The 23,880-nt window shown below is 70.3% G+C and carries 19 protein-coding genes; 10 read left to right on the forward strand and 9 right to left on the reverse strand.

The annotated features are described in order from the left end of the window. Positions 1 to 16: 16 nt before the first annotated feature. Complete coding sequence (locus NE236_RS23330; RefSeq protein WP_252844212.1) at positions 17 to 1,243, forward strand: cytochrome P450; 1,227 nt, start codon at positions 17 to 19, stop codon at positions 1,241 to 1,243. Between the two features lie 163 nt (positions 1,244 to 1,406). Here the strand turns inward: NE236_RS23330 and NE236_RS23335 are convergent, their stop codons facing one another. Continuing rightward, complete coding sequence (locus tag NE236_RS23335; RefSeq protein WP_252844213.1) at positions 1,407 to 4,694, reverse strand: GH92 family glycosyl hydrolase; 3,288 nt, start codon at positions 4,692 to 4,694, stop codon at positions 1,407 to 1,409. Between the two features lie 369 nt (positions 4,695 to 5,063). On the opposite strand from NE236_RS23335, the gene NE236_RS23340 reads away from it, so the two are divergent. Further along, complete coding sequence (locus tag NE236_RS23340; RefSeq protein ID WP_252844215.1) at positions 5,064 to 5,531, forward strand: DUF2871 domain-containing protein; 468 nt, start codon at positions 5,064 to 5,066, stop codon at positions 5,529 to 5,531. A gap of 25 nt (positions 5,532 to 5,556) precedes the next feature. Here the strand turns inward: NE236_RS23340 and NE236_RS23345 are convergent, their stop codons facing one another. Further along, on the reverse strand, positions 5,557 to 7,023 hold the full coding sequence (locus NE236_RS23345; RefSeq protein ID WP_252844216.1) for a PrsW family intramembrane metalloprotease: 1,467 nt from the start codon (positions 7,021 to 7,023) through the stop codon (positions 5,557 to 5,559). A 16-nt stretch (positions 7,024 to 7,039) separates the two neighbouring features. Next, the gene (locus NE236_RS23350) at positions 7,040 to 7,984 is read right to left on the reverse strand and encodes a heme o synthase (protein ID WP_372494423.1); all 945 of its coding nucleotides are present in this window, start codon (positions 7,982 to 7,984) and stop codon (positions 7,040 to 7,042) included. A 442-nt stretch (positions 7,985 to 8,426) separates the two neighbouring features. Here NE236_RS23350 and tkt point away from each other — a divergent pair, with 442 nt between their 5' ends. The 6 genes from tkt (at position 8,427) to pgl (ending at position 17,041) form a co-directional block, all read left to right on the forward strand. Then, entirely contained in the window at positions 8,427 to 10,469 is a 2,043-nt protein-coding gene (tkt, locus tag NE236_RS23355) for a transketolase (protein ID WP_289850792.1), read from the forward strand. An 8-nt stretch (positions 10,470 to 10,477) separates the two neighbouring features. Next, the gene (tal, locus tag NE236_RS23360; RefSeq protein ID WP_252844219.1) at positions 10,478 to 11,575 is read left to right on the forward strand and encodes a transaldolase; all 1,098 of its coding nucleotides are present in this window, start codon (positions 10,478 to 10,480) and stop codon (positions 11,573 to 11,575) included. Between the two features lie 155 nt (positions 11,576 to 11,730). Beyond that, positions 11,731 to 13,353: a glucose-6-phosphate isomerase gene (locus NE236_RS23365; protein ID WP_252844220.1), complete on the forward strand. Its 1,623-nt coding sequence runs from the start codon at positions 11,731 to 11,733 to the stop codon at positions 13,351 to 13,353. A 393-nt stretch (positions 13,354 to 13,746) separates the two neighbouring features. Beyond that, positions 13,747 to 15,282: a glucose-6-phosphate dehydrogenase gene (zwf, locus tag NE236_RS23370; protein WP_252844221.1), complete on the forward strand. Its 1,536-nt coding sequence runs from the start codon at positions 13,747 to 13,749 to the stop codon at positions 15,280 to 15,282. After that, positions 15,282 to 16,271, forward strand: a complete 990-nt coding sequence (locus NE236_RS23375) for a glucose-6-phosphate dehydrogenase assembly protein OpcA (RefSeq protein WP_252844222.1) — start codon at positions 15,282 to 15,284, stop codon at positions 16,269 to 16,271. Before zwf ends, NE236_RS23375 begins: the two co-directional genes overlap by 1 nt. Continuing rightward, complete coding sequence (gene pgl / locus NE236_RS23380) at positions 16,268 to 17,041, forward strand: 6-phosphogluconolactonase (RefSeq protein WP_252844223.1); 774 nt, start codon at positions 16,268 to 16,270, stop codon at positions 17,039 to 17,041. The genes NE236_RS23375 and pgl overlap by 4 nt, the downstream gene beginning before the upstream one ends. Before the next feature lie 24 nt (positions 17,042 to 17,065). Here pgl and NE236_RS23385 read toward each other — a convergent pair whose 3' ends face one another. Continuing rightward, positions 17,066 to 17,830, reverse strand: coding sequence for a class I SAM-dependent methyltransferase (locus tag NE236_RS23385; RefSeq protein WP_252844224.1), 765 nt, complete (start codon positions 17,828 to 17,830; stop codon positions 17,066 to 17,068). A gap of 126 nt (positions 17,831 to 17,956) precedes the next feature. Between NE236_RS23385 and NE236_RS23390 the strand changes: the two genes are divergently transcribed. Continuing rightward, positions 17,957 to 18,643, forward strand: coding sequence for a (2Fe-2S)-binding protein (locus tag NE236_RS23390; protein WP_252844225.1), 687 nt, complete (start codon positions 17,957 to 17,959; stop codon positions 18,641 to 18,643). A gap of 18 nt (positions 18,644 to 18,661) precedes the next feature. On the opposite strand, the gene NE236_RS23395 is transcribed toward NE236_RS23390, so the two are convergent. Further along, positions 18,662 to 19,168 carry a hypothetical protein gene (locus NE236_RS23395; RefSeq protein WP_252844226.1) on the reverse strand — a complete coding sequence of 169 codons (507 nt, stop codon included), beginning with the start codon at positions 19,166 to 19,168 and terminating at the stop codon, positions 18,662 to 18,664. Positions 19,169 to 19,204: 36 nt separating this feature from the next. Here NE236_RS23395 and NE236_RS45130 point away from each other — a divergent pair, with 36 nt between their 5' ends. Continuing rightward, positions 19,205 to 19,345: a zinc ribbon domain-containing protein gene (locus NE236_RS45130; protein ID WP_372494426.1), complete on the forward strand. Its 141-nt coding sequence runs from the start codon at positions 19,205 to 19,207 to the stop codon at positions 19,343 to 19,345. Here the strand turns inward: NE236_RS45130 and NE236_RS23400 are convergent. The 4 genes from NE236_RS23400 to NE236_RS23415 all read right to left on the reverse strand — a co-directional run bounded on the left by NE236_RS23400 (position 19,342) and on the right by NE236_RS23415 (position 23,741). Beyond that, a complete protein-coding gene (locus NE236_RS23400; protein ID WP_289850758.1) occupies positions 19,342 to 21,054 on the reverse strand; it encodes an amidase in 1,713 nt (570 codons plus the stop codon). The two genes, NE236_RS45130 and NE236_RS23400, sit on opposite strands and share 4 nt — an antisense overlap. 91 nt (positions 21,055 to 21,145) lie before the next feature. Further along, entirely contained in the window at positions 21,146 to 21,433 is a 288-nt protein-coding gene (locus NE236_RS23405; RefSeq protein ID WP_252844227.1) for an acyl-CoA dehydrogenase family protein, read from the reverse strand. Positions 21,434 to 22,026: 593 nt separating this feature from the next. After that, the gene (locus NE236_RS23410) at positions 22,027 to 22,623 is read right to left on the reverse strand and encodes a ClpP family protease (protein ID WP_252844228.1); all 597 of its coding nucleotides are present in this window, start codon (positions 22,621 to 22,623) and stop codon (positions 22,027 to 22,029) included. A 50-nt stretch (positions 22,624 to 22,673) separates the two neighbouring features. After that, a complete protein-coding gene (locus NE236_RS23415; RefSeq protein ID WP_252844229.1) occupies positions 22,674 to 23,741 on the reverse strand; it encodes a GNAT family N-acetyltransferase in 1,068 nt (355 codons plus the stop codon). Between the last annotated feature and the right edge of the window lie 139 nt (positions 23,742 to 23,880).

Raw genomic sequence — 23,880 nt, forward strand, 5'->3', positions numbered from 1 at the left:
ACGAGGAGGCGCCGCCATGGCACCGTCCAGCGTCTTCGAGCAGATCCTCGACTACTCCCACCGCGCCGACCCGTACTCCCTGTACGCCGAGCTGCGCAGGACGCCGGTGGCGCGGCAGGAGGACGGCACCTATGTCGTCAGCGGCTACAAGGAGATCGTCGCGCTGCTGCACGACCCGCGCATCAGCTCCGATCGCCGCAACCTCGCGCGGCCGCCCGGATCCGAGGAGGGGGCGACGGGGCTGCCGGGCTTCATTAGCACCGATCCGCCCGTGCACGACCGGCTCCGGCGTCTGGCGATGCGCCACTTCGGTCCGCCGCATTCGCCGCACCGGATAGAGAACCTGCGGCCCGAGCTGATCCTGATCGTCAGGAACCTGATCGACGGCGTCGCGGACCGGACGCGGATCGACATCGTCGACGACATCGCCTACCCGTTCCCGGTGACCGTGATCTGCCGGCTCCTCGGAGTGCCGCGTGAGGACGAGTCGCGGTTCCACGTGTGGGCCGACGCCATCGCGGAGTCGATCGGCCCCGGGGAGGCGGACCGGGCCGAGCGTGAGCGGCGACGGACGGACGCACAGCGCGAGCTCGGGCAGTACCTCGGCGGGCTCGCCGAGGAGCGCCGGAAGAACCTGGGCGACGACCTGCTCTCCGGTCTGATCAGCTACGAGGGCCCGGACGGGGCGATGTCGCCGGCCGACGTCGCGGTCACCGGCTCGCTGCTGCTGGTCGCCGGGCACGAGACGACGGTCAACCTGATCACGAACGGGACGCTGACCCTGCTCCGCCATCCGGAGCTGATCCAACGGCTGCGCGATGAGCCCGATCTGGTCATTTACACGGTCGAGGAGCTGCTGCGCTACGAGCCGCCGGTGCACTTCATCTCCTCGCGGGTCGCCCTGGAGGACATCGAGATCGCCGGGACCACGATCCCCAAGGGCGCGCCCATCGCCCTGGCGCTGGCGGCGGGAAGCCGCGACCCGGAGCACGTGGCCGAGCCCGACCGCTTCATCCCGGACCGCCGGTACAACGAGCACCTCGGTTTCGGCGCCGGGATCCACTACTGCTTCGGCGCTCCGCTGGCCAGGCTGGAGGCGCAGATCGCACTGAGCGAGCTGGCGAGACGGCTGCAGAACCCCCGCCTCGTCACCGATCCGCCGCCGTACCGGCCCAGCGCGGGCCTGCGAGGACCCCGCCACCTCCTGATCGAGGTCGACGGCGTCACGCAGACCACGCCCTGAGCGGTCCGGCCGAGGATTCTCGGGTCGAACCTGAGACCGTCGGCGGACCCGCTTCTGACACCGGCCGGGAATGGTGATGCCCCGGTGCGCGGAGCACCGGGGCATCACGGTCGTGCCGGGGTCCCGGTGAGCCCGCCGGCGGGCCGGGCTCACCGGGACCGGATCAGGAGAAGGCCCAGGCGAAGACGTGCAGCGACCCGCCGCCGGTCGGGGTGTTCAGCGTGACGCTCTTGACCTGCTTGCTCGCGTCGAGCGCGATCGGCGTGGCACCGAACACGTAGATGTTGATCTTCTGGTTGTTGCCGTCGGAGCCGTTGCGGTAGGGCGTCTTGGCGACGATCTCATTGCCGTACTTCGGCGGGTAGGCGTCGGCGCCGAGCGCCCAGTCGCTGAGCTCCAGCTTGCCCGTCGCCGTCGACCCGTCGGTGTAGGTGATCGTCACCGTCGACGGGGCGTTGCCGTTACCGGCCGACCCGAGGAAGGCCAGCTTGGACGCGCCCTGCGGGGCGGCCGGCAGGTCGATGACCTGGCCGCTCGCCTGGATGTTGTCGAGCTGGCCGGGTTTGCGGTTCGGCCAGATGAAGGTGAAACCGTTCCAGGTCACCGGCTGGCCCGGCTTCATGCCGGCCGCCGCCAGCGCCTGCGCGGAGTAGCTCCAGCCACCGCCGTCGAAGTTGGCGTTCCCGGGCTTGCCGTCGTCGGAGATGCCGGCGTTGTTCTGGTACCACTCAATCGTGCCGCGCTTGGCGACGTTGAGCGTGATTCCGGTGGTGCCCACCGACTGCCCGGAGGCGGTCAGCTCGAACGGCACCGAGTAGTAGTCCAGTTTCTGGTCGGCGGCGACCGACACGGTCACCTTCTGGTCGGCGTGCCCGGCGTCGGGGACCTTCAGCGTGCCGGAGGACGGCGTGACGGTGACGCCCGCCGGCTGCTTGGCGGTCCAGGTGACGGTGTCGCCGGCGCCGACGGCCTGCACGCGCATGGTCGCCTCCACCGAACCGCCCGGCTCGACGGACGCGGTACCCGGGGTGATCGCCGACAGGAACGGGCGGGCGCCGGTGCCGAAGGACGGCGGGGCGTCCTTCGGGTCGCTGCCGAACGTGGTGTTCGGCTGGGCGCCGAGCGTGTAGTCGAGCTTTCCGCCGGAGGCCACGAACGACTCGGGCAGCCAGGCGCGGCTGGTCGCCTTGCCGCCGACCTTCAGCGACTGGACGTACTTGTTGGTGTCGGACGCCCCCGGCGCGTTGATCGTGATCTTCTGACCGCTGGAGCGGGCGACCGTGATCTGCGGGAACTCCGGACTGTTCAGAACCATCTCGGCGCGGCCCGGGATCGCCGGGAACATGCCGAGCCCGGCGAAGACCCGCCACGCCGACATCGTGCCGAGGTCGTCGTTGCCGACCAGGCCGCCCGGCGTGGGCTTGAACAGCTCCGTGCGGGCCCGCGCGACGACGTCCTGGGTCTTGTACGGCTGCCCGGCCCAGGCGTACAGCCACGGGGACTGCAGCGACGGCTCGTTGCCGAGGTAGGCGTACGGCTCGTGCGAGCCGGCGTTGAGCTTGGTGAAGAACGTGTCCAGCCGCTTGGCCGCCTGGTCGCGGCCGCCCATGGCGTTGAACAGGCCGGCGACGTCGTCGTAGACCATCCAGTGGTACTGCGAGCCGTTGCCCTCGACGTACCAGTTGGACTCGGCCGGGTCGAACGGCGTCAGGAATGAGCCGTCCGCGAAGCGCGGCTGGATCCAGTCGTTCAGCGGGTTGTAGATCGTCTCCCAGCCGTGCGCCCGCTTCATGAAGTCCTGGTAGGTGCTCTTGTCCCCCAGGCGCTGGGCGAGCTGGGCGATGCCGAAGTCGGCCATGCCGTACTCCAGCGTGGTCGCCGGGTCGCCCGGCACGTAGCCGAGCTTGAGGTAGTCGGCGTTGCCGGGCCGTTCGGTGTACCCGGTGGCCTTGTCCTCCCCGACCCGGTTCGCGCCCTTGATCATGGCGGCCAGCGCGCCGTTCGCGTCGAACTTGCGGGCCCCGAAGGCGTACATCGTCGCGACGATCGAGTGGTACGGGTCGCCGTTCATGACGCCGGTGATGGTGTTCTGGTGCGACCAGCGGTCCCACACGTCGCCGACCGAGTGCGCGTCGTTGTACATCGACTGGGCGATGTCACCGCCGACGTCCGGGGCGAGGAGCCCGATGAGCTGCGCCTCGCTGCGGTAGATGTCCCACCCGGAGAAGGTCGCGTACTGGTGGTGGCCCTTCTTCACCTTGTGGGTGCGGTAGTCGAACCCGGTGTAGGTGCCGTCGACGTCGTCGAAGACGTACGGCTGGAGCAGGGAGTGGTAGAGCGCCGTGTAGAAGGTCCGCAGCCGGTCGGCCGCACCGCCGCTCACCTTGATCTGCCCGAGGCGCTTGTTCCACGCGGCCCGCGCGGCGGTCCGTACGGAGTCGAAGCCCCGGCCGCCGATCTCCTTCTTGAGGTTCTGCTTCGCGCCGTCGATGCTGACGTACGAGACCGCGGTGCGCATCTGCACCGGCTTGGCCTTGCTGGTGTCGAACTGCAGGTAGACGCCGGAGCCCGGTCCCTTGACGGTGACGTCGCGGGCGAGGGCCTGCGGGGAGCGCTGGGGCATCGGCCTGCCCTTGGGGCCGTTGTTGAGGCGCCCGAAGGTCTTCTGGGTCTGCTGGGGCACCTTCGCCGGGGCGCTGCCGCGCACGGCGTCCTCACCGGGCTCGACCGAGTCGTTCTTCCAGGTGCCGTAGGTCTGGAAGGGCCGGTCGAAGGTGGCGGTGAAGTAGACGTAGTACTTGGTGTCCGCGCCGCAGAACCCGCCCGTCTTGGCCCAGCCCGACACGGTGTTGCCCTTGACGGTGGCCTCGGCGTCGTCCACGCCGTTGACGGACCCCGTCACGTTGAGCAGCAGCGTGCCCACCTTGTCGGTGGGGAAGGTGAACCGCGCGATGCCGGCCCGCTGCGTCGCGGTCAGCTCGGTCTTCACGCCGGTGTCGAGCGTCACGGCGTACGACCCGGGCGACGCCTGCTCGTTCTGGTGCTGGAAGGTCTGGACGTAGTCGGTGCCGTGCGTGGCGGGCGAGGTGGTGATCGGCCCGGAGAACGGGATGACGGGGAAGTCCTGCGCGCCCGCGCAGCCCGGCCCGGAGATGTGGGTCATGCTGAAACCGCGCAGGCGGTTGTCCTCGTACTTGTATCCGCCGCCGGAGCTGCGGACGGTGTCGGGGCTCCACTGCATCATCCCGAACGGAGCGACGGCGCCCGGGAAGTCCATCCCGGCGCCGCCGCCGTGTCCGAAGTCGGGGCCGCCGTCCTGGGTGCCGACGAACGGATTGACATAGGAGGCGAGATCGGGGGCTGCCGCGTGGGCCGGTACGGCCGGGAGGGCCAGGGAGGTCAGGGCGAGGCCGACAAGGCCTGCCAGTCGGGCGCGCGAGCGTCTGAACACAGCTGCTCCTCTGGGGGGAGGTCACAGGTTGCGCTGGCGGAGGACCATCGCAGAGGCCATGACAACGTTGTCAGGGTTACCGGCATTGTTGAACCGTGTCACTGTGGAGTCAATGGGCAATCGCGGCCACACCAATCTCACCAGGCCACAGGGTCGTCAGGACAGGGGCCGCCGGGCGCGCCGTCCCGGACGAAGGGTCGACGGCGTCTCACGGACGGCGTCGTGCCGGTGGCGCCGGCCCGGTCCGGCCGCACCGGCTCATTAGCGATGGTTGATGCGCCGTTATCGATTCCGTCGTTGATGGAAGAAGGAGCGGCACGCCAGAGTGAAGGTCACTAGAGAACGATCACACTCGCGAGGACATGCTCCATGAGGAAGCTCTATAACGCCGCCCACCTGTACATGATCATTGGTCTGGTGAGCGGCCTCGCGTACCGCGAGATCACCAAGATCAAGCACTTCACCGGGGAGACACAGCTCGGTCTCGTGCACACCCACGTGCTCGCGCTCGGGATGCTGTTCTTCCTCATCGTCCTCATGCTGGAGAAGCAGTTCGCCCTGAGCGCCGTCGGGCTCTTCGACTGGTTCTTCTGGATCTACAACGCCGGGCTCGCGGTGACCGTCGTGATGATGACGCTCCACGGGACCCTGACCGTCCTGGGGCACGAGAGCGGCGACGCCATCGCCATGGTCGCCGGCCTGGGGCACATCCTGCTGACCGTCGGCCTGATCCTGTTCTTCGTCACCCTCGGCAAGCGCATCCCCGCCCGGCGGGAGGTCGCGGACCAGAGCACGCCGGCCGGCAGGCCCGCGGCCGAACCGCTCGCCGGCGGCTGAGCCTCAGGACGCGTCGCGCCGTCGCCTACAGCGGCCCGTGCGGACCCGGACCGTACGGGCCCGGCGGGGTGTCTTGGCCGCCGTACGGCGGAGTGTCCTGCGGACCGCGGCCGCCGTACGGCCCTGGCGTCCCCCGCCCGCCGTACGGCCCCGGCGTCCCCGGTCCGCCGTACGGCCCCGGCGTCCCCGGTCCGCCGTACGGCCCTGGCGTGCCCGGGCCGTACGGAGGCGCGCCCTGCGGCCCCTGCGGCCCGTAGGGTCCCGGCGCGTACGGGCCCGGCGGGGAGAACGGGCCGGGCGGTGGCGGGCCGTAGGACGGGCCCGGGTGGAGGAAGCCCGACTGGCCCTGTCCCGCCCACGGCGGCACCAGAGGTCGCGTCCGCCGGTCCTGGAACGCCTGGCGCGCCAGGTGCATGAGGTTCAGCAGGTCCTGGCGGCGGCGGTAGAACCACGCCGGTTCGGCGACCTGCCGCTCGGCCCGCTGGTGCAGCAGCGCCAGCTCCGTGGCGGCGAGCTGGTAGTCGGCCATCGCCCGTCCGGCCCGCGCCCCGCCGACCATGCGCGCCCACTGGCGCGCGCGGCGGCGCAGCTTGAGGTTGCCGAGCATGTGGACGTCCTGCGGCGTGACGAGCCCCGTGCCGGCGTACATCGGCAGGTGCCGCTGGATGAGGTGCACGGTCTGGCGGCGCTCCCACCGGACGGTGACGATCAGCCCGATGAGGATGAGGAAGTCGATGCCGTAGGCGATCATCAGGCCCTTGAGGCCGAAGGCGGTGGAGAAGTTCCACGCGCCGTGGAGCAGCATCGCCATGCACAGCCCGACGACGGGCGCCACGACCCTGGCGGCGCCGCGATGCAGGGCGGCGTAGGCGACGCCCAGCCCGGTCATCGAGGTGAACAGCGGATGCCCGAACGGCGAGATCACCCCGCGCATGATGAACACGGCCTCGAGGTTGTGCTGGTGGAACGCCCGGATGTAGTAGCCGACGTTCTCCATCATCGCGAAGCCGAGGGCGACCATGGCGGCGTAGATGATGCCGTCGGTGAGGCCGTCCAGCTCGTTGCGGCGGAACCACAGGAAGCCGAAGAGCACCGCGCCCTTCAGCGACTCCTCGACCAGCGGCGCGCCGACGGAGGCGGTGACGAGCTCCCCCCGCTCGCCGAACACCGGCTTGGTCAGCAGTTCGTATCCGGCGGTGTTGAGGATGAGCGCCCCGAGCACCGCGACGCCGGCGCCCCACATGAAGGCGAACAGCAGGGCCCGCCACGGCTCGGGCTCGAGCCGGTCGAGGGTCAGGACGAGCGCGATCAGCAGGGGCACCGGGAGGATCGCCAGGACGAGCCCGACGATGAACGGCGCGCCGTTCATCGCGTCGAGGCCCAGGACGACGATCGCACAGGCCGACGAGACGACCAGTCCGATGATCAGGCCTACGGGTGCCCGGCCGGGCATCCGTCCTTCGAGGATCGCCTTGGGATCGACACGCGTCATGCCGCGAGGTTAACCGTCAGTGCAGCAGCGGGTCGATCGCCACGGCCAGGAAGAGCAGGGCCAGGTAGGCGTTGGACAGGTGGAAGTAGCGCATGGGCTTGAGCACCGGGCCGGTGATGCCCGCACGGACCCGGCCGAGCAGGCGGTACGCCTCGACGAGGCAGACGACACCGAGGACCGCGGCGGCGATCGGATAGAAGATCGTCGTGTGCGCGATCGGCCACAGCGCCAGCGAGCACGCCACGGTCGCCCAGGTGTAGACGATCACCTCGATCGCCACGCGCCGCTCGGTGGCCACGACGGGGAGCATCGGCACCTCGGCGGCCGCGTAGTCCTCGCGGTAGCGCATGGCCAGGGTCCAGGTGTGCGGCGGCGTCCAGAAGAACACGACGAGGAACAGCACGACCGGGGTCCAGGACATGCCGTTGGTCAGCGCGGACCATCCGATCAGGACGGGCATGCACCCGGCGATCCCGCCCCAGACGACGTTCTGCTTCGTGCGCCGCTTGAGCAGCATCGAATAGACGAAGACGTAGAACAGGATGGCGAAGACCGACATCCCGGCCGCGAACGGGTTGACCGCCAGGGCCAGGAAGACGGTGGACGCGACGGCGAGGGTGGTCCCGAAGACCAGGGTCTCCTTCGGCGTGACCTGCACCATCGGCAGGGGCCGGCGCCGGGTGCGGCGCATCTTCGCGTCGATGTCGCGGTCGATGTAGCAGTTGAGCGCGTTGGCGCTGCCCGCCGAGAGCATGCCGCCGACGAGGGTGGCGATGACGGGCCACAGCGGCGGCAGGCCGTCGGCCGCGAGGAACATCACCGGCAGCGTCGTGATCAGCAGGAGTTCGATGATGCGCGGCTTGGTCAGCGCCACGTAGGCGCGGACGAGCGCGCCGACCGGACGACGACCGGGCGTGGGCGGCGCTGGAGTCCTCGCCGGACGGTTGATGACCACCGTCACCGGATGTTCACCTGCGCGCTCACGACGTTAAGGGACACTGTGTCTGATCCTCGGATTTCCTTGCCGCCAGTCGGCTGTGATCGGGCCGCCGCCCTATGGGCTGGACCGCGCAATCACTGTAATGCCGGTCCCCGCCCACCCCGTCACCGGGGTGGGTGCGGCACAACGGGTTAAGCCCGGCATCTTAGGGAAATGCCGTACGAGGGTCGCGGCGTTGACGATGGAGGAACACCTGTCAAGCCGGTGGCGACGTGAGCGATAGGCTCACTACGGGCCCCGGCAGTGGCCTGGTCACGGGCTCTTTTCGGCTGGGGACGGGTCGCGGGGACACTGACACGTAGTCGAGAGGAGCCTGGAGCGTCTCGTGAGTACGCATTCTGATAACTCATTCGAATGGACCGACCTGGACCGGCGGGCCGTGGACGTCATCCGCGCGCTGGCCATGGACGCCGTCGAGGAGGCCGGCTCGGGCCACCCTGGCACGGCCATGAGCCTCGCTCCGGCCGCCTACCTGCTGTTCCAGCGGTTCCTGCGCCACGACCCGACCGACCCGAAGTGGCCGGGTCGGGACCGGTTCGTCCTCTCCGCCGGCCATTCCAGCCTGACGCTCTACATTCAGCTTTTCCTGTCGGGGTACGGGTTGTCGCTGGACGACCTGAAGGCGCTTCGCAAGTGGGGCAGCCAGACTCCCGGACACCCGGAGCACGGCCACACCCCGGGCGTCGAGACGACGACGGGGCCGCTGGGCCAGGGCCTGGGCAACGCCGTCGGCATGGCGATGGCCGCGCGCCGGGAGCGGGGGCTCTTCGACCCTGACACCGCGCCCCGGAAGAGCCCGTTCGACCACTACATCTGGGCCATCGCCTCCGACGGCGACATCGAGGAGGGCATCAGCCACGAGGCCAGCGCCCTCGCCGCACACCAGCGCCTCGGCAATCTCACCGTCATCTACGACGACAACCACATCTCGATCGAGGACGACACCGCGATCGCGCTGTCAGAGGACGTGGACGCGCGGTACCGGGCCTACGGCTGGCACGTGCAGCGGGTCGACTGGACCACCGACGGCGATTACCACGAGAACGTCGAGGCTCTGGCCCAGGCCTTGGAGGCCGCGAAGGCCGAGACCGACCGCCCGTCGTTCATCGCGCTCCGCACGATCATCGGCTGGCCGGCGCCGAACAAGAAGAACACCGGCAAGGCCCACGGCGCGGCGCTCGGTGAGGAGGAGGTCGCGGCGACCAAACGGATCCTCGGCCTGGACCCGGACGTGTCCTTCGACGTGCCCAAGGAGGTGCTCGCCCACTCGCGTGAGGTCATCACGCGGGGCCGGGCGCTGCACGCCGAATGGGACCAGAAGTTCGCGGCCTGGCGCTCCGCCGATCCCGAGCGGGCCGCCGAGTTCGACCGGATCTCCGCCCGGCGGCTGCCGGACGGCTGGACGGCCAAGCTGCCGGAGTTCGAGAACGGCAAGCAGCTCGCCACCCGCGCGGCCTCCGGCGAGATCCTGTCCGCGATCGGCCCGGTCCTCCCCGAGCTGTGGGGAGGCTCCGCCGACCTGGCGGAGAGTAACCTCACCACAATGAAGGGCGAGCCGTCCTTCATCCCCGAGGAGTTCCAGACCAAGGACTGGCCCGGCAACCGCTACGGCCGCACGTTGCACTTCGGCATCCGCGAGCACGCCATGGGCTCCATCCTCAACGGCATCGCCCTGCACGGCGGCACCCGGCCCTACGGCGGCACGTTCCTGGTCTTCAGCGACTACATGCGCCCCGCCGTGCGCCTCGCGGCGCTGATGAAGCTGCCGGTGACGTACGTCTGGACGCACGACTCGATCGGCCTTGGCGAGGACGGCCCGACGCACCAGCCGGTCGAGCACCTGTGGGCACTGCGCGCCATCCCCGGGCTTGACGTCGTCCGGCCGGCCGACGCGAACGAGACCGTCGTCGCCTGGCGCACGATCCTCGAGCACACGGACCGGCCCGCCGGCCTCTGCCTGAGCCGGCAGAAGCTGCCGGTGTTCGACCGCGGCGAGCTGGCGAGCGCCGAGGGCGTCGCCAAGGGCGGCTACATCCTCACGGAGGCGTCCGACTGCCAGCCGCACGTCATCCTGATCGCGACCGGCAGCGAGGTCGAGATCGCTGTGGAGGCACGCGAGATCCTGGAGGCCAAGGGCACGCCGACCCGGGTGGTCTCGATGCCCTGCGTCGAGTGGTTCCTGAGCCAGGATGAGGCCTACCGCAACCACGTCCTGCCGACTTCCGTCCGGGCCCGCGTCTCGGTCGAGGCGGGGATCGGCCTCGGCTGGCGGGCGTTCGTCGGCGACTACGGCGAATCGGTCAGCCTGGAGCACTTCGGCGCCTCCTCCGACTACAAGACCCTTTTCCAGCAGTTCGGCTTCACCGCCGACCGCGTCGTCGCCGCGGCCGGGTCCAGCCTGATCAAGGCGGGCATCGGCGGGCGTGGTGAAACGACCGGTAACTGAGGAGAGACATGAGTGACATCCTGAAGAAGCTCTCGGACGAGGGCGTGTCCATCTGGCTGGACGACATCAGCCGGGAGCGCCTGAGCACGGGCAACCTCGAGGCCCTGATCCGCGAGAAGCACGTCGTGGGCGTGACTTCGAACCCGACGATCTTCTCCAAGGCGCTGAGCCAGGGCTCGGCGTACGACGAGCAGGTCCGTGACCTCGCCGTCCGCGGTGTCGACGTCGAGGAGGCCTCCCGGGCCATCACGACGTACGACATCCGCTGGGCCGCCGACGTGCTGCGCCCGGTCTACGACCGCACCGAGGGTCTCGACGGCCGGGTGTCGATCGAGGTCGACCCGCGGCTGGCACACGAGTCCGAGAGGACCGCGGCCGAGGCCAGGGCGCTGTGGTGGCTGGTCGACCGGCCGAACGTCTACATCAAGATCCCGGCGACGCTCGCGGGCCTGCCCGCGATCACCGAGACGCTGGCGCAGGGGATCAGCGTGAACGTCACCCTGATCTTCTCGCTGGAGCGGTACGGCCAGGTCATCGACGCCTTCTTCGAGGGACTGGAGAAGGCGCGCGCCAACGGGCACGACCTGTCGAAGATCGCGTCGGTCGCGTCGTTCTTCGTCAGCCGCGTCGACACCGAGATCGACAAGCGTCTCGACAAGCTGGGCCGTTCGAACCTGGCCGGTAAGGCGGGCATCGCCAACGCCCGGCTCGCGTACGCGCTGTACGAGGAGAAGTTCGGCACCGACCAGTGGAAGGCGCTCAAGGACGCGGGCGCCCGCGTCCAGCGTCCGCTGTGGGCGTCGACCGGCGTGAAGAACCCGGACTACTCCGACACGATGTACGTCGACCAGCTGGTGGCTCCCGACACGGTCAACACCATGCCGGAGGCGACCCTCGACGCGGTCGCCGACCACGGCGACATCCGCGGCGACACGGTCCGGCCCTTCTACGAGGACGCCCGTACCCACATGGCCGCCCTCAAGGAGGCCGGCGTCGACTACGACGACGTGGTGCGGGTCCTCGAGGAGGAGGGCGTCGAGAAGTTCGAGGCGTCCTGGACCGAGCTGCTCGACACGATCAAGGGCGAGCTGCGGGACAAGGCCTGATCGACGGCGCGTGCCCGTCCGGTCCACCTTCACAGGGCGGAATCGGGCGGGCACTATCCGTTATAGCACCTGTACTGTGAGTGACACGCGCCGAACCGGGTATCCCCCGGCCGGATGCGAGAAACGAACCAGGACACGCCACTGCAGGAGACGCCGTGACCTTGCGAGTGACCGCCGGACGCGTGTCCGTGACCGTCCAGGGCGACGCCGTCGAGCGCACCGACAGGGCCCTGGAGCGCCTGACGTACGACGGCGTGCCGGTGGCGCTCATGGCCAAGAACGCCAGCCTGTGGGGGCCGGACGCGGCGGACCGGGCGGCCGGGCGGCTCGGCTGGATCGACGCGCCGGAGACGTCCCGCCGCCTGCTTCCCGAGCTGTCCGAGGTTGCGGGTCGCCTCGCGGGCCTGGACCGCGTCGTGCTCGCCGGGATGGGCGGTTCCGTGCGGGCCGCCGAGATGTTCGCCCGGGCGCACGGCGCGGACCTGACGGTGCTCGACACCGCCGACCCGCACGAGGTGCGCCGCGCGCTCGACGACCGGCTGGACCGCACGGTCCTGGTCGTGTCGAGCAAGAGCGGCCGCACCGTCGAGACCGACGGCCTGCGCCGGATCTTCGAGCGCGCGTTCCAGGCACGGGGCGCCGACCCGGCGGAGCGGATCGTCGTCGTCACCGACCCGGGCTCGCCGCTGGAGACCCGGGCCAAGGAGGCCGGCCACCGGGTGGTCCTGTCCGACCCGGACGTGAACGGCCGGTTCGGGGCGCTGTCGGCGTCGGGGCTCCTTCCAGCGGCGCTGTGCGGAGTGGACCTGGAGCGGCTGCTCGACGAGGCCGCCGCGATCCTGCCCGCCCTGCGCCTGCCGTACGACAATCCGGGCCTGGCGCTCGGCGCTGCGCTGGGCGCCGCCGCCTCCCATGGCCGGGACAAGCTGATCATCGCCGACAACGGATCGGGCGCCCCCGACCTCGCCGGCTGGGTGGAGCAGCTGGTCGCCACGGTGACGGGCAAGGACGGCAGGGGCGTCCTGCCGGTCGTCGTCGAGGACGTGACCGCCCCGGGGTTCGGCGGGGGCGGCGACCGGTGGTCCCTGGCGCTGGGCGACCGGGCCGGCGACGCCGGACTCGTGGTGTCCGGCCCGCTCGGCGCGCAGGTTCCGCTGTGGGAGTACGCCATGGCCGTGGCCGCCCGGGTCATCGGCGTCGATCCGTTCGACGAGCCCGCGCTGCGCGAGTCACGGGGCGCGGTCGCGGCCCTGCTGCGCGGTTCGGAGGACGGCGACGCCCCCACGCTCATCTCCGGCCGGCCGGTGCTGGTGGACGGCCACGTCGAGGTGCACGGCGCCTCGGACCTGTTCCACGGCGTCAAGGACCTGCGCGGCGCCCTCGAGGCGGTGATCCGCGCGGTCCGCGACCGCGGGTATCTCACGGTGGCCGCCCACCTGGACCGGGTCGGAGACGCCGCCGCCGCGCGCGTGCGGCCGCTGCTCGCCCGGCGTCTCCGCGAGGCCCCGGTCGGCTTCGGATGGGGCTCGCGGGTCCTGCACTCCACCGGCCAGGCCCACAAGGACGGTCCCCCGACCGGCGTGGTCCTCCAGATCACCGGCGCGGTCGAGGAGGACCTCGAGGTGCCCGGCCGGCCGTACGGACTGAAGGCGCTGCAGCTCGCGCAGGCGTTCGGCGACCTGCGGGCGCTGCGTGCCCGGGGCCGCCCGGCCGTGCGCCTGCACCTACGGGACCGCGCGGCGGGCATCGCCCAGCTGGAGAGCGCCCTCGGCGACTGAGGGGAGGCCGGACATGCCATCCTGGGACCTGACCGGGTTTTCGCCTTTACGGCACGTTCCACCCCGGCGGGCGACATCTCCTGGAACGATCGAAGTATCACGGCATTTCGATTGGCCGGGCATGCCGCGGAGAAGGAAGCATTCGAGGGGCGGGAAACCGGACCGTGTGGATCCTCCGATGTCGGGAAGATCGCGCAGGCCACGACGGTTACCGAAGGTGGTCATCGGCTCATCGGAGCGCGGATGGCCGGCCTGAGAACGAGAGTACGACCGCTGAGGCGGACAGCTAGGAAGGACAGGGAAGTTGGGCATGAGATGGCCCACCGGGACGATCGGGGCGCCGCCACGAACTCCCTGTGAAGAACACGAAGCCGACGGGAACGGAGACATGCGATGAAGAGGGCTCAGCAGCCACTCAACCCGCTCCGCGATCCCCGGGACAAACGGCTGCCGCGGGTGGCCGGGCCGTGTGTGCTCGTGCTGTTCGGCGTCACCGGTGATCTGTCCCGGAAGAAGTTGCTGCCCGCCATCTACGACCTGGCCAACCGCGGCCTGCTGCCACCGGGCTTCTCGCTCGTCGGCTTCGCCCGCCGCGACTGGGCGCACCAGGACTTCCGGCAGCTCGCGCACGACGCGGTGAAGGAGCACGCCCGCACGCCGTTCCGCGAGGACGTCTGGAACCAGCTCGCCGAGGGCATCCACTTCGTTCCGGGCACGTTCGACGACCCGGGGGCGTTCGAGGCTCTCGCCATGGCGGTCAAAGAGCTCGACGAGCAGCGCGGTACCGGCGGGAACTACGCGTTCTACCTGTCGATCCCGCCGAAGTTCTTCCAGGACGTCGTCAAACAGCTGCAGGCCAGCGGGCTGTCGCAGCCCTCGGAGGGCTCCTGGCGCCGCGTCGTGATCGAGAAGCCCTTCGGTCACGACCTGGCCAGTGCGCAGGAACTCAACTCGATCCTGCACGAGGTCTTCCCCGAGGAGTCGATCTTCCGGATCGACCACTACCTCGGCAAGGAGACGGTGCAGAACATCCTGGCGCTGCGGTTCGCCAATAACCTGTTCGAGCCGCTCTGGAACCGCTCCTATGTCGACCACGTGCAGATCACGATGGCCGAGGACATCGGCATCGGCGGGCGCGCCGGCTACTTCGACGGCGTCGGCGCCGCGCGGGACGTCATCCAGAACCACCTGCTGCAGCTGCTCGCGCTGACCGCGATGGAAGAGCCCGTATCGTTCGCGGCGGAGTCCGTACGCGCGGAGAAGGCGAAGGTCCTGTCGGCCGTCCGCCTACCGGATGACCTGGGCACCTACACCGTGCGAGGGCAGTACGCCGCCGGCTGGCAGGGCGGTGTCAAGGTGCGCGGCTACCACGAGGAGGAGGGCATCCCGCCGAACTCCCGTACCGACACCTACGCCGCGATCCGCCTGGACGTCGACACACGCCGCTGGGCGGGCGTGCCGTTCTACCTGCGGACCGGCAAGCGGCTGACCCGCCGCGCCACCGAGGTCGCGCTCATCTTCCAGCGCGCCCCGCACCTGCCGTTCGCCGCCACGGACACCGAGGAGCTCGGCCAGAACGCCCTGGTCATCCGCGTGCAGCCGGACGAGGGCGTGACGATGCGGTTCGGCTCGAAGGTGCCCGGGACCTCGATGGAGGTCCGGGACGTCAACATGGACTTCGACTACGGCGAGTCGTTCACCGAGTCCTCCCCCGAGGCGTACGAGCGCCTGCTGCTCGACGTGCTCATCGGCGACCCGCCACTGTTCCCCCGCCAGGAGGAGGTCGAGCTGTCCTGGGAGATCCTCGACCCGATCGAGGAGTACTGGGACAGGCACGGCAAGCCCGAGCTGTACAAGTCGGGCGGCTGGGGGCCGAAGGCCGCGGACGAGATGATGGCCCGCGACGGCCGGGCGTGGAGGCGACTCTGATGAACATCGATCTCACCAACACCACCACCCGGAAGATCCAGGACGCGCTCAGCGCGGCCCGGCACCGGATGGGCGGTCCCGCCACCGGGAAGGTCCTGACCCTCGTCATCTTCACCGACGAGGGAGCGCAGTACGACGCCGTGCGCGCCTCCACGGAGGCCGCCCGCGAGCACCCCTGCCGCATCATCGCGGTCATCGCCCGCAGCCCGCATGGCGAGTCACGGCTCGACGCCGAGGTGCGCGTCGGCGAGACGGGGCCCGGCGAGACCGTGATCCTGCGGCTGTACGGCCAGCTCATCGAGCACGCCGACTCGGTGGTGCTGCCGCTGCTGGTCCCCGACACGCCGGTCGTGACGTGGTGGCCCGGCGCGGCCCCGCGCAAGCCCGCCGACGAGCCGCTCGGCGCGCTCGCTCAGCGCCGCGTCACCGACGCCAGGGGCGGCACCGATCCGATCGGAACGCTGACCCGGCTGGCCCAGGGGCACGAGCCCGGCGACACCGACCTCGCCTGGACGCGGATCACCCCGTGGCGCACGCTGCTGGCCGCGATCCTCGACCAGCCTCGCGAGGACATCACCGGTGTGATCGTCGAGGCCGAGCCGCAGAATCCCAGCGCCGCGCTGCTCGCCGCATGGCTGTCGGTACGTCTCGCCATCCCGTCCACCCTGACCGAGTCGCACGGGCCGGGCATCACCGCCGTACGCCTCACCACGACCGACGGCGACGTCGCGATCACCCGCCCCGACGGCCGCCTGGCGACGCTGTCCCGGCCCGACCAGCCGGACCGTCAGGTGGCGCTGCACCGGCGGCCGACGTCCGAGCTGCTGGCCGAGGAACTGCGCCGTCTGGACCCGGACGAGGTCTACCGCGACGCGGTGCTGCGGTGCGCCAAGGGAATCGACGGGCCCTCCGCGGCACCCGCCGTGACGGCCGCCGCGCCGGCTCCGGCGAAGGCCACGCGCGGGGCGGCCAGGGGCGAGAAGTCGTGACCGCCCCGTCCGTCCTGGTCCATCGCGACCAGTCCCTGCTGGCCAAGGCCGTCGCGGCCCGCCTGGTGACCGGTCTGGTCGACGTCCAGGCCGCCCGCGGCGGGGCGCACCTCATCCTGACCGGCGGCGGCGTCGGCACCGCCGTGCTCGAGGAGATCGCGGCCAACCCGGCCCGGGACGCCGTCGACTGGGGTCACCTGGACATCTGGTGGGGCGACGAGCGCTACCTGCCGGAGGGCGACGACGAGCGCAACGAGACCGGCGCCCGCAAGGCACTGCTCGACCACGTCGACGTCGACCCGAAGCGGGTGCACGCGATGCCGTCCTCCGACTCGGGCCTGACCCCGGAGGAGGCGGCGGAGCGGTACGCCGCCGAGCTGCGGACGGCGACGCGTCCTGAGGACCACGGCGTCGTCCCGTCGTTCGACGTGCTGATGCTCGGCCTGGGGCCGGACTCCCACGTGGCGTCGCTGTTCCCCGGGATGCCCGCGCTGTACGAGGAGCGCCCGGTGGTGGCCGTACACGGGGCGCCCAAGCCGCCTCCCACCCGCATCAGCCTGACCCTGCCCGCGATCCGGACGGCGCGCGAGGTCTGGATCATCGCGGCGGGCGAGTCCAAGGCCGGGGCGGTGCGCCTCGCGCTGTCCGACGCCGGCCCGGTGCAGGTCCCCGGCGCCGGCGCTCGCGGCCGCCAACGCACGCTGTTCCTGCTCGACCGGGCGGCCGCCGGCCAGCTGCCACCCGAGATGGGCCGCATCGCCTCGCCCTGAGGCCCGCGGGGCTCTCGTCCGGCCTCAGCCGGATGAGTGCCCCGTCCCGGCCGACCTGCGCAGAAGTGTGATCATGCGCCAGGCCTCGGGAGAGTCCAGCGGCACACCGGGGTCGAAGTCGCCGTACTGCGCCTCCACCGTGAGACCTCCGGCCAGTCGGAGCGCCGCGTCCAGCTCGGTCGCCGTCCAGAACCGATAGGGCACCACGCCCTGGATGGTGTCCCCGCCGTCGATCGCGATCGTCACGTGGTCGCGGACGATCTGGGTGATCGGGTCCATCTCGTCCGACGGCTCCCCCCACCGTACGCGCGCGCTCACGCCGTCCTTCTCCACCGTCCAGGCCGCCGAGACCCGCGGCGTCTCGCTGAGCCGGTCCGCCGGATGGCTCATCTCGATCACCGCGAGCCCGTCATCGGCGAGGTGCCCGGCGACGCACGCCAGGTACGCCACGAAGGCATCCAGCGTCATCAGGTGCGCCGTCGAGTCGAGCATCGTGATGACGAGGTCGAAACGGCGCCCCAGCCGGAAGTCGGTCATGTCTGCCTCTACGACCTCGAGGGGCAGCCCGCTCCCCCGCTCCTGTGCGTACGCGCACATCTCCGGGCTGAGGTCCAGGGCGGTCGCCGCCACGCCCCGCCGGGCGAACTCCCGGGCGTGCTCGGCGGGACCCGCCGCGAGTTCGAGCACGTTCCGCGCGTCCCCGGACCAGCGCCGCAGCACCTCCACCTCGGCGCCCACGTCGCGGAACGAACAGGCCAGCTCGTACGCCCATGGATGTTCGTAGATCACGGCCCCCATGCTTCCAGACCTGCGGCGTGACCCACGCGTCGTGGCCCGACTCGACCGGCCGCCGCGCGGCCCGCCCGTCGTCGCCGGTTTGACCGGGTGCCGTACGGCCGGGCAGGCTCGGCGGCGATGGGACACCGTGCGCACGTGGCGATGGACGAGGCTCTGGCCGACGTGGCCCGGGTGGGGCCGTACTTCTCCGTCGACATCGATCCCGACATCGCCGACCATCCGTTGTGGCGGCCGCTGACGACGCTGTACGGCCCGGCGCTGCCGGACCAGATCGCGGCCGTGCGGGTGCGCCTGGGCACGACCGAGGAACGGGTCGCGGCCTCGCTCCTGTTCCAGGGCGTCGCGGGCCGCCTCTGGTCTCCGGTGCTGGCGACGGCCGTCATCCACGGCCGGGTGCCGGGCCTGGATCCGGCCGGGACCTACTGGCGAGCCGCCTCCCCCGGCCCGATCCTCCTCGCGACACCGGGCGCGCCGACCCTTCCCGCCGGCCCGGCAGTCCTTCGCCGCGTCGTCGTCGACGGCCACCTGGCCCCCCTGGTCACAGCGGTCCGTGCGGTGACGCCGGTCGCGGAAGGGCTGCTCTGGGGCAACGCCGCATCCGCCCTCGTGGGCGCGATGACGGTCGTCTCCAGGGCCCGTCCTGCCGTTTCCGGGACGGCGCTGCGGTTCGTCGAGGAGCTCCTGGCCGAGCCTCCGCTGGCGGGAACAGGCGACTTCGGCCGCTACGGCTTCCGCCGCCGGAGCTGCTGCCTCTACTACCGGGTGCCCGGCGGCGGAAAATGCGGCGACTGCGCCCTCCTCTGACCGCTCCGGAGCTCACGCTCATTCGAAGAGGTCGCCGGCCTCGCGCCCCGAGGGATCCAAGCTCAGCACATCCTCGTAGAGGGCGTCGAGCTGTCGCCCCGTCAGTTCGCCTTCGGGCGTGGTCTCCATCAGGGACCAACCCGGGCTTCCCTCGGCCGCTTCGTCGTCGCACCCCAGGCAGATCAGGTAGAGCAGGCCGAACACCGTGTCATAGGCCACGGACCGCGCCACCTTGACCAGGTCGTCGTGGTCCGTTCCTGTCGCGAGCAACCGCGCGCCTGCCGGGAGGCGTTCCAACGCGCCCGGAGTCGCCCAGGCGTCTATCAGGCGCGGCCAGATGTGACGCAGCGCCAGGAAGCGCGCCAACTGCGGGATGTCCTCGATGATCTCGGAGAGGGCGGCGTTCTCGGGTTCAAGCTCACCCGACTCGGCGAACCGGTCACGGAGACGCTCGGCTGCGGCGCGGTCCTCTTCGTTCATCCCGGCCAGCGCTTCAGCCCATGTGGGCCATGACGATATGGACATCCGCGCAGCCTGCCACGCCTCCGTGCCACTGCGAGAATCACGTCAAAGGCCGAACAAGCCGGGATCCGCGTGGTGCTGGTCGATGAGCGCGGCACGTCCTCGACCTGCCCGGCCTGCGACCGGCGGGTCCCCAAACCCGCCGGCCTGAGAAACAGAATCCCGGACCCAAAGCTCTAGAACTCTTTCAGGTACCGGTCGTGCCAAGGCCGGTGGTTCTCCACCGCCTTGGCGGCGTTCAGTACCTCGACGTCCGCGAATCGGCGACCGACGATCTGCATCCCGACGGGCATCTTGCCGGCGAACCCAGCGGGCACGCTGGCCACCGGGTGGCCGGTGAAGTTGAACGGGTAGGTCATGCACCATCCGATGGTGCGCTCGGTCGGCACCCCGTTGACCGAGGCGGGGCCCAGCGTGTTGCCGTCGGCGGTGTTGCTCACCGACACGGTCGTCAGCGTGGGGCACACGATGTAGTCATACCCCTGGGCGAACACGGCCTCGACCGCGTCGTTGACGGCGATTTCCAGGAACTCCCCGTGTTTGTACTGCATCACGCTCGTTCTTGCGGCGCGCTCCAGCATCCCACGGAACTCCGGGTTCAGCTTGCTGACGTACGGCTCCCGCATCAGGTCCACCGGGATGCCATAGTGCAGGAACAAGTCTCGGGCGAAGCCGTACAGAGCGCTCTGCATCATCACCCAGAGGTCGCTGAGCATCTCCTGGGTGACCGGCCTCTGCGTCCCCGACAGCAGATCCGTGGTGGTCATCTTGTCGAACCCGAGGGGAATCTCGTCCACTCGGGCCCCCGCCGCAGCCAGCGCGGCCACCCCACCCCGGACGGCCTGCACCACCTGTCTTTCGACCGGGAAGATGTCCAGGTTCGGGCTGAACGCCACTCGCTTGCCCTTGAGTCCGCCACCGAGCTTGTGAAGGCTCCGCAGGTACGCCGGCCGATCCTGGATGCTGAACTTGTCCTGAGGGTGGAACCCGCCCATCACCTCCATGCTGAGGGCCGTGTCCTCGACCGTGCGGCAGATAGGGCCGGGGTGCAGCATGGGGTTGTACGGCAGGGGCGGGGCGTCCTGGGGGATGCGCCCGAAGGTTGCCTTGAACCCGACCGTGTTGGTGAACGCCGCCGGGATGCGAACGCTGCCTCCGGCGTCCGAGCCCTGGCTGAGCGCTGTCAGGAACCCTGCCACTGCGGCGGCGCTGCCTCCGCTGCTGCCGCCGGCATTCTTGGTGAGGTCGAACGGGGTGCTGGTGGGGCCGAAGGCGTAGTTGTCGGTGATGCCCTCGTGCCCGAACTCCGGGGTGTTGGTCTTGCCCATCGGATTGATCCCGGCGTCGAGCACCCGCTGGATGTAGATGGCGTTGGACGGGGGCCGGAAGCCCATCTCCTTGAACACCACCGAGCCGAAGGTGTTGGGGGCGTCCTTCCAGAAGTCGAACAGGTCCTTGATGAGGTAGGGCAGCCCCTCCATCGGGCGGGCGGTGCCGTTCACGTACCGCCGCTCCGCGTCCCGTGCCCGAGCCAGTACCAGTTCCTCGGGGTGCCGGTAGACGATGGCGTTCACCTTGTGGTTCAGCCGGTCGATCCGCGCCAGGTATGCCTGGGCCACCTCGACAGGGGAGATGCGTCTGGCCCGCATCCCACGGAGTAGGTCGCCGGCGGAGAGGAAGCACAACTCCTCGCCGCGCGGGGTGTCGTGGTGCTTGTCCCACCTGCCGATCGCATTGGTGATTTCCTCAGGCGACGGGCCGGAGGAGGCCGCGTCCGCTGTGGCTGCCGTGGCCTGGGCCGGGGAGCCGGCGAGGAGTACGGGCGCGGCCGCCGCTGCTGCTGCGACGGTCGCCCCTCCTGTTACTACCTGACGTCTGGACATTTTCATGCTGAGGGTTCTCCTACTCGCCGGTACTCATTCATGCCTCAGAAAGGTGCTGGAGCGGACCCAGAGGGTCAACCCCTCCACGCTGTTCACGTCACCTTCGAGCTGCCCTCTGCGCCGGCTCAGCCCATCGTCGATCTGATAGTCGCCGCGCGGGACCAGCATCGTCCGCCGCGATGGCCCGAACAACCTCGAAGAACTCCACCGGCGACGACTCATCGCCTCCGAAACGGCGGGGCTGCAACATACGGAAGACGCCCGCCTCGGTCAGTTCGCGAATCGTCTGCTCCAGCACACGCCGCTGCCGCTCGGCATTCTCCGCCCGCTGCCTGATGTTCGGGACGAGATCCCGCACCCGATCGAGCGTCTTGCGATTGGTCATAGCCGTCCTGCATGGTATCGAATCGGCCTTACGGCTGACCGTAATGAGGGTGGCCTGGACAGTACCACGGCAGTTGTCGGCGTGCTCGCCGAGTATGACTATTCACGGGCGACATCCAGGGGTTGCCGAGGGGGGTCGCGGAGCGTGTTGGCGGCACGCAGTCCGTTCTTACGGATGGTGGAGATACGGCCACGGATGGTCAGAAAGGTCCGGGCGCCGGCCAGGGTGTGGAACCCTCCGCTGACCTTGGTCTTGCTCTAGCTCATACGGATGCTTTGCTCCGCGCAATTGTTGGAGAACGCGACATCGAAGTCGGCGGTGAAATACAGGAACTCCTCCTGGCGATCCCGCAGCCGCAATGCCAGGTTCGCCAGATGGAGACCCTTCGATTTGCCAAGGTGGTGTAGCCACGAGCATCTTCCCCGTGGACCACCGCCGAGAATCGGCAGGCAATCCATAATCTGCGTTCAGGAAGATCAAATTTTCGTCGCCGCACGGACAATCAACATGAGAGTCCCGCGAAAGCACCCGGCGCGCCGATATTCGCTAAGCAGAATATGCCGGATATCACGAGTGCGCCCTGGGGCGCGCGACTACGGCCGGGTCACGACGGCGTCGATCAGGCCGTACACGATCGCATCATCGGCGGTGAGGAGGCGGTTCTGCCGGGCGTCCTCGCGGATCTCGTCGACCTCACGGCCGGTCGTCTCGGCGAGGCGGATGTAGAACGCGTCGACCTGACGGCGGTGTTCCTTCTCGCGGACCGCGACGTCCGTGGCATCGCCATGGAACGTCGCCCGGGGTTCGGTCAGCCACAATGTCGCATGGGGCATCATCTCCCGTCGCCGTCCGCCGACGAGCACCAGGAGCGGCGGGCCGCCCGTCTGGCCGGCGACGAGGACCTGCACCGGGCAGGCGAGAACGCCGATCGTGTCCGCGACGGCGAACGCCGCCTCGATCTCCCCGTCCGGCGACCGCAGATGCAGCGTGACCGGGTCCTCCCCCGCCCCGTCGAGGTGACCGTTGACGAGGATGATCCGGTGGTCGAGCAGACGGTCCGAGAGCGGGTCCTTCTCACCCGGCCAGGGCCCCGCGCCCGGCCGGGGCCGCTCCCCCGGCGGCTCTCCGTGCCACGACGGCCGCGACGGCCGGGCCGGGTCGCCGGGAAACTCCGGTGGAAAAGACGGCATCGGCATCGGGCTGCCCCCTCCGCAGACTCCCTACGACGATAGCCCGCCCGTCACCGTGCCGATCCCGCCCGGGCCGGCCGAACGTCCTCCGCACGGTCAGGACCGAGCGCGATCCGTGCTTCGACCACCCTGGGGTCATCGGACCGCCGGAACCGCCCGCCGAGGCCACCGAGCAGGGCCCGCATGCGGGAGTTCTCCGCGAGCATCGTGGCGCGGACCTCGGCCAGGCACTCCTCGTGCGCGACGGCGAGCAGGCGACGGGCCAGCGCCGCCCCGATGCCTCTGCCCTGCCAGCCGTCCTCCACCAGGAGCGCCAGTTCGCCGACGCCCGGGTCGAGCGTGTACATCAGGTGGGCGAGCGCGAGGATCGAACCGTCCGGCCCCTCGGCGGCCATGGTCAGTCCGTGTGCGCGGTCACAGAAGACCCGCAGGAGCCGCTCCGGGATGGTGTGCCGCGCGCTGAAGTAGCGGCGCCGGCGGCTCTCGAGCGAACAGCGGGCGTGCATGTCCCGTACCGCGTCGGCGTCGAGGAGCGTCAGCGGCCGCACGATGACCTCGGTGCCGTCGCCGAGCACCATCCGCTGCCGGGTGGGGGCGGGATCATACGACGGGAGCAGCGAGCGGACCAGGGCGTTGGCGCGGGCGACCTCCGTCAGCGTGAACGGCAGCTCGTTCCGGTGCAGCAGGACGCCGCGCAGGTGCCCCGCGGAGACGGTGAGCGTCGTCGGGTCCGCGTGCTCGTCGAGCGCGGCCGGGCCGGCCACCCATTCGGCACTGTCGGCGCGCAGCAGCTCCGCGAGGATCTCCGGCAGGGCACGCGGGTTGGATCGCAGGCGTACGGCGAGGGAGAGCGCGCGGCTCGGCTCGTCGATCAGTTCGTGCGGGGTCGCCGGAACGACGCTGGTCCGGCGGCCCGCGGCGACCGCGACGGCGGCGGTGAGCGCCTCCGCGGTGATCCCGGTGGGCACGTCCACGACGAACTCGTCAACCACTCCGTCCGTGTCGACCTGGACGGACAGATCGAGGATGTTCGCCCCCTGCGCGGCCAGCGCGGCGGTCAGGACGGCGAGCCGGCCCGGCCGATCGTCGATCTCGGTACGTACGCGGAGCAGCGGCATATGGTCCCTTTCGGCGTCTGAACGGGGACCAGCGTTCCGCATCACTGTTACCGGTTCGCTACATGGCCGTTTCCGCCGGATCAGCGCTTTCCGGGAGCGAAGACGGTGAGGAGGGTCCGGCGCCATCGGAGGCGCCGGA

This window comes from Actinoallomurus purpureus (assembly GCF_024055795.1).
In the GTDB taxonomy this organism is placed as follows: domain Bacteria; phylum Actinomycetota; class Actinomycetes; order Streptosporangiales; family Streptosporangiaceae; genus Actinoallomurus; species Actinoallomurus purpureus.

Excerpts from the sequence above, each read along its gene's own strand:
- NE236_RS23330 (WP_252844212.1), top strand. The coding sequence starts at position 17 with ATGGCACCGTCCAGCGTCTTCGAGCAGATCCTCGACTACTCCCACCGC.
- NE236_RS23340 (WP_252844215.1), top strand. The coding sequence starts at position 5,064 with ATGAGGAAGCTCTATAACGCCGCCCACCTGTACATGATCATTGGTCTG.
- NE236_RS23345 (WP_252844216.1), bottom strand. The coding sequence starts at position 7,023 with ATGACGCGTGTCGATCCCAAGGCGATCCTCGAAGGACGGATGCCCGGC.
- tkt (WP_289850792.1), top strand. The coding sequence starts at position 8,427 with ATGGACGCCGTCGAGGAGGCCGGCTCGGGCCACCCTGGCACGGCCATG.
- tal (WP_252844219.1), top strand. The coding sequence starts at position 10,478 with ATGAGTGACATCCTGAAGAAGCTCTCGGACGAGGGCGTGTCCATCTGG.
- zwf (WP_252844221.1), top strand. The coding sequence starts at position 13,747 with ATGAAGAGGGCTCAGCAGCCACTCAACCCGCTCCGCGATCCCCGGGAC.
- NE236_RS23375 (WP_252844222.1), top strand. The coding sequence starts at position 15,282 with ATGAACATCGATCTCACCAACACCACCACCCGGAAGATCCAGGACGCG.
- NE236_RS23390 (WP_252844225.1), top strand. The coding sequence starts at position 17,957 with ATGGGACACCGTGCGCACGTGGCGATGGACGAGGCTCTGGCCGACGTG.
- NE236_RS23395 (WP_252844226.1), bottom strand. The coding sequence starts at position 19,168 with ATGTCCATATCGTCATGGCCCACATGGGCTGAAGCGCTGGCCGGGATG.
- NE236_RS23400 (WP_289850758.1), bottom strand. The coding sequence starts at position 21,054 with ATGAAAATGTCCAGACGTCAGGTAGTAACAGGAGGGGCGACCGTCGCA.
- NE236_RS23405 (WP_252844227.1), bottom strand. The coding sequence starts at position 21,433 with ATGACCAATCGCAAGACGCTCGATCGGGTGCGGGATCTCGTCCCGAAC.
- NE236_RS23410 (WP_252844228.1), bottom strand. The coding sequence starts at position 22,623 with ATGCCGTCTTTTCCACCGGAGTTTCCCGGCGACCCGGCCCGGCCGTCG.
- NE236_RS23415 (WP_252844229.1), bottom strand. The coding sequence starts at position 23,741 with ATGCCGCTGCTCCGCGTACGTACCGAGATCGACGATCGGCCGGGCCGG.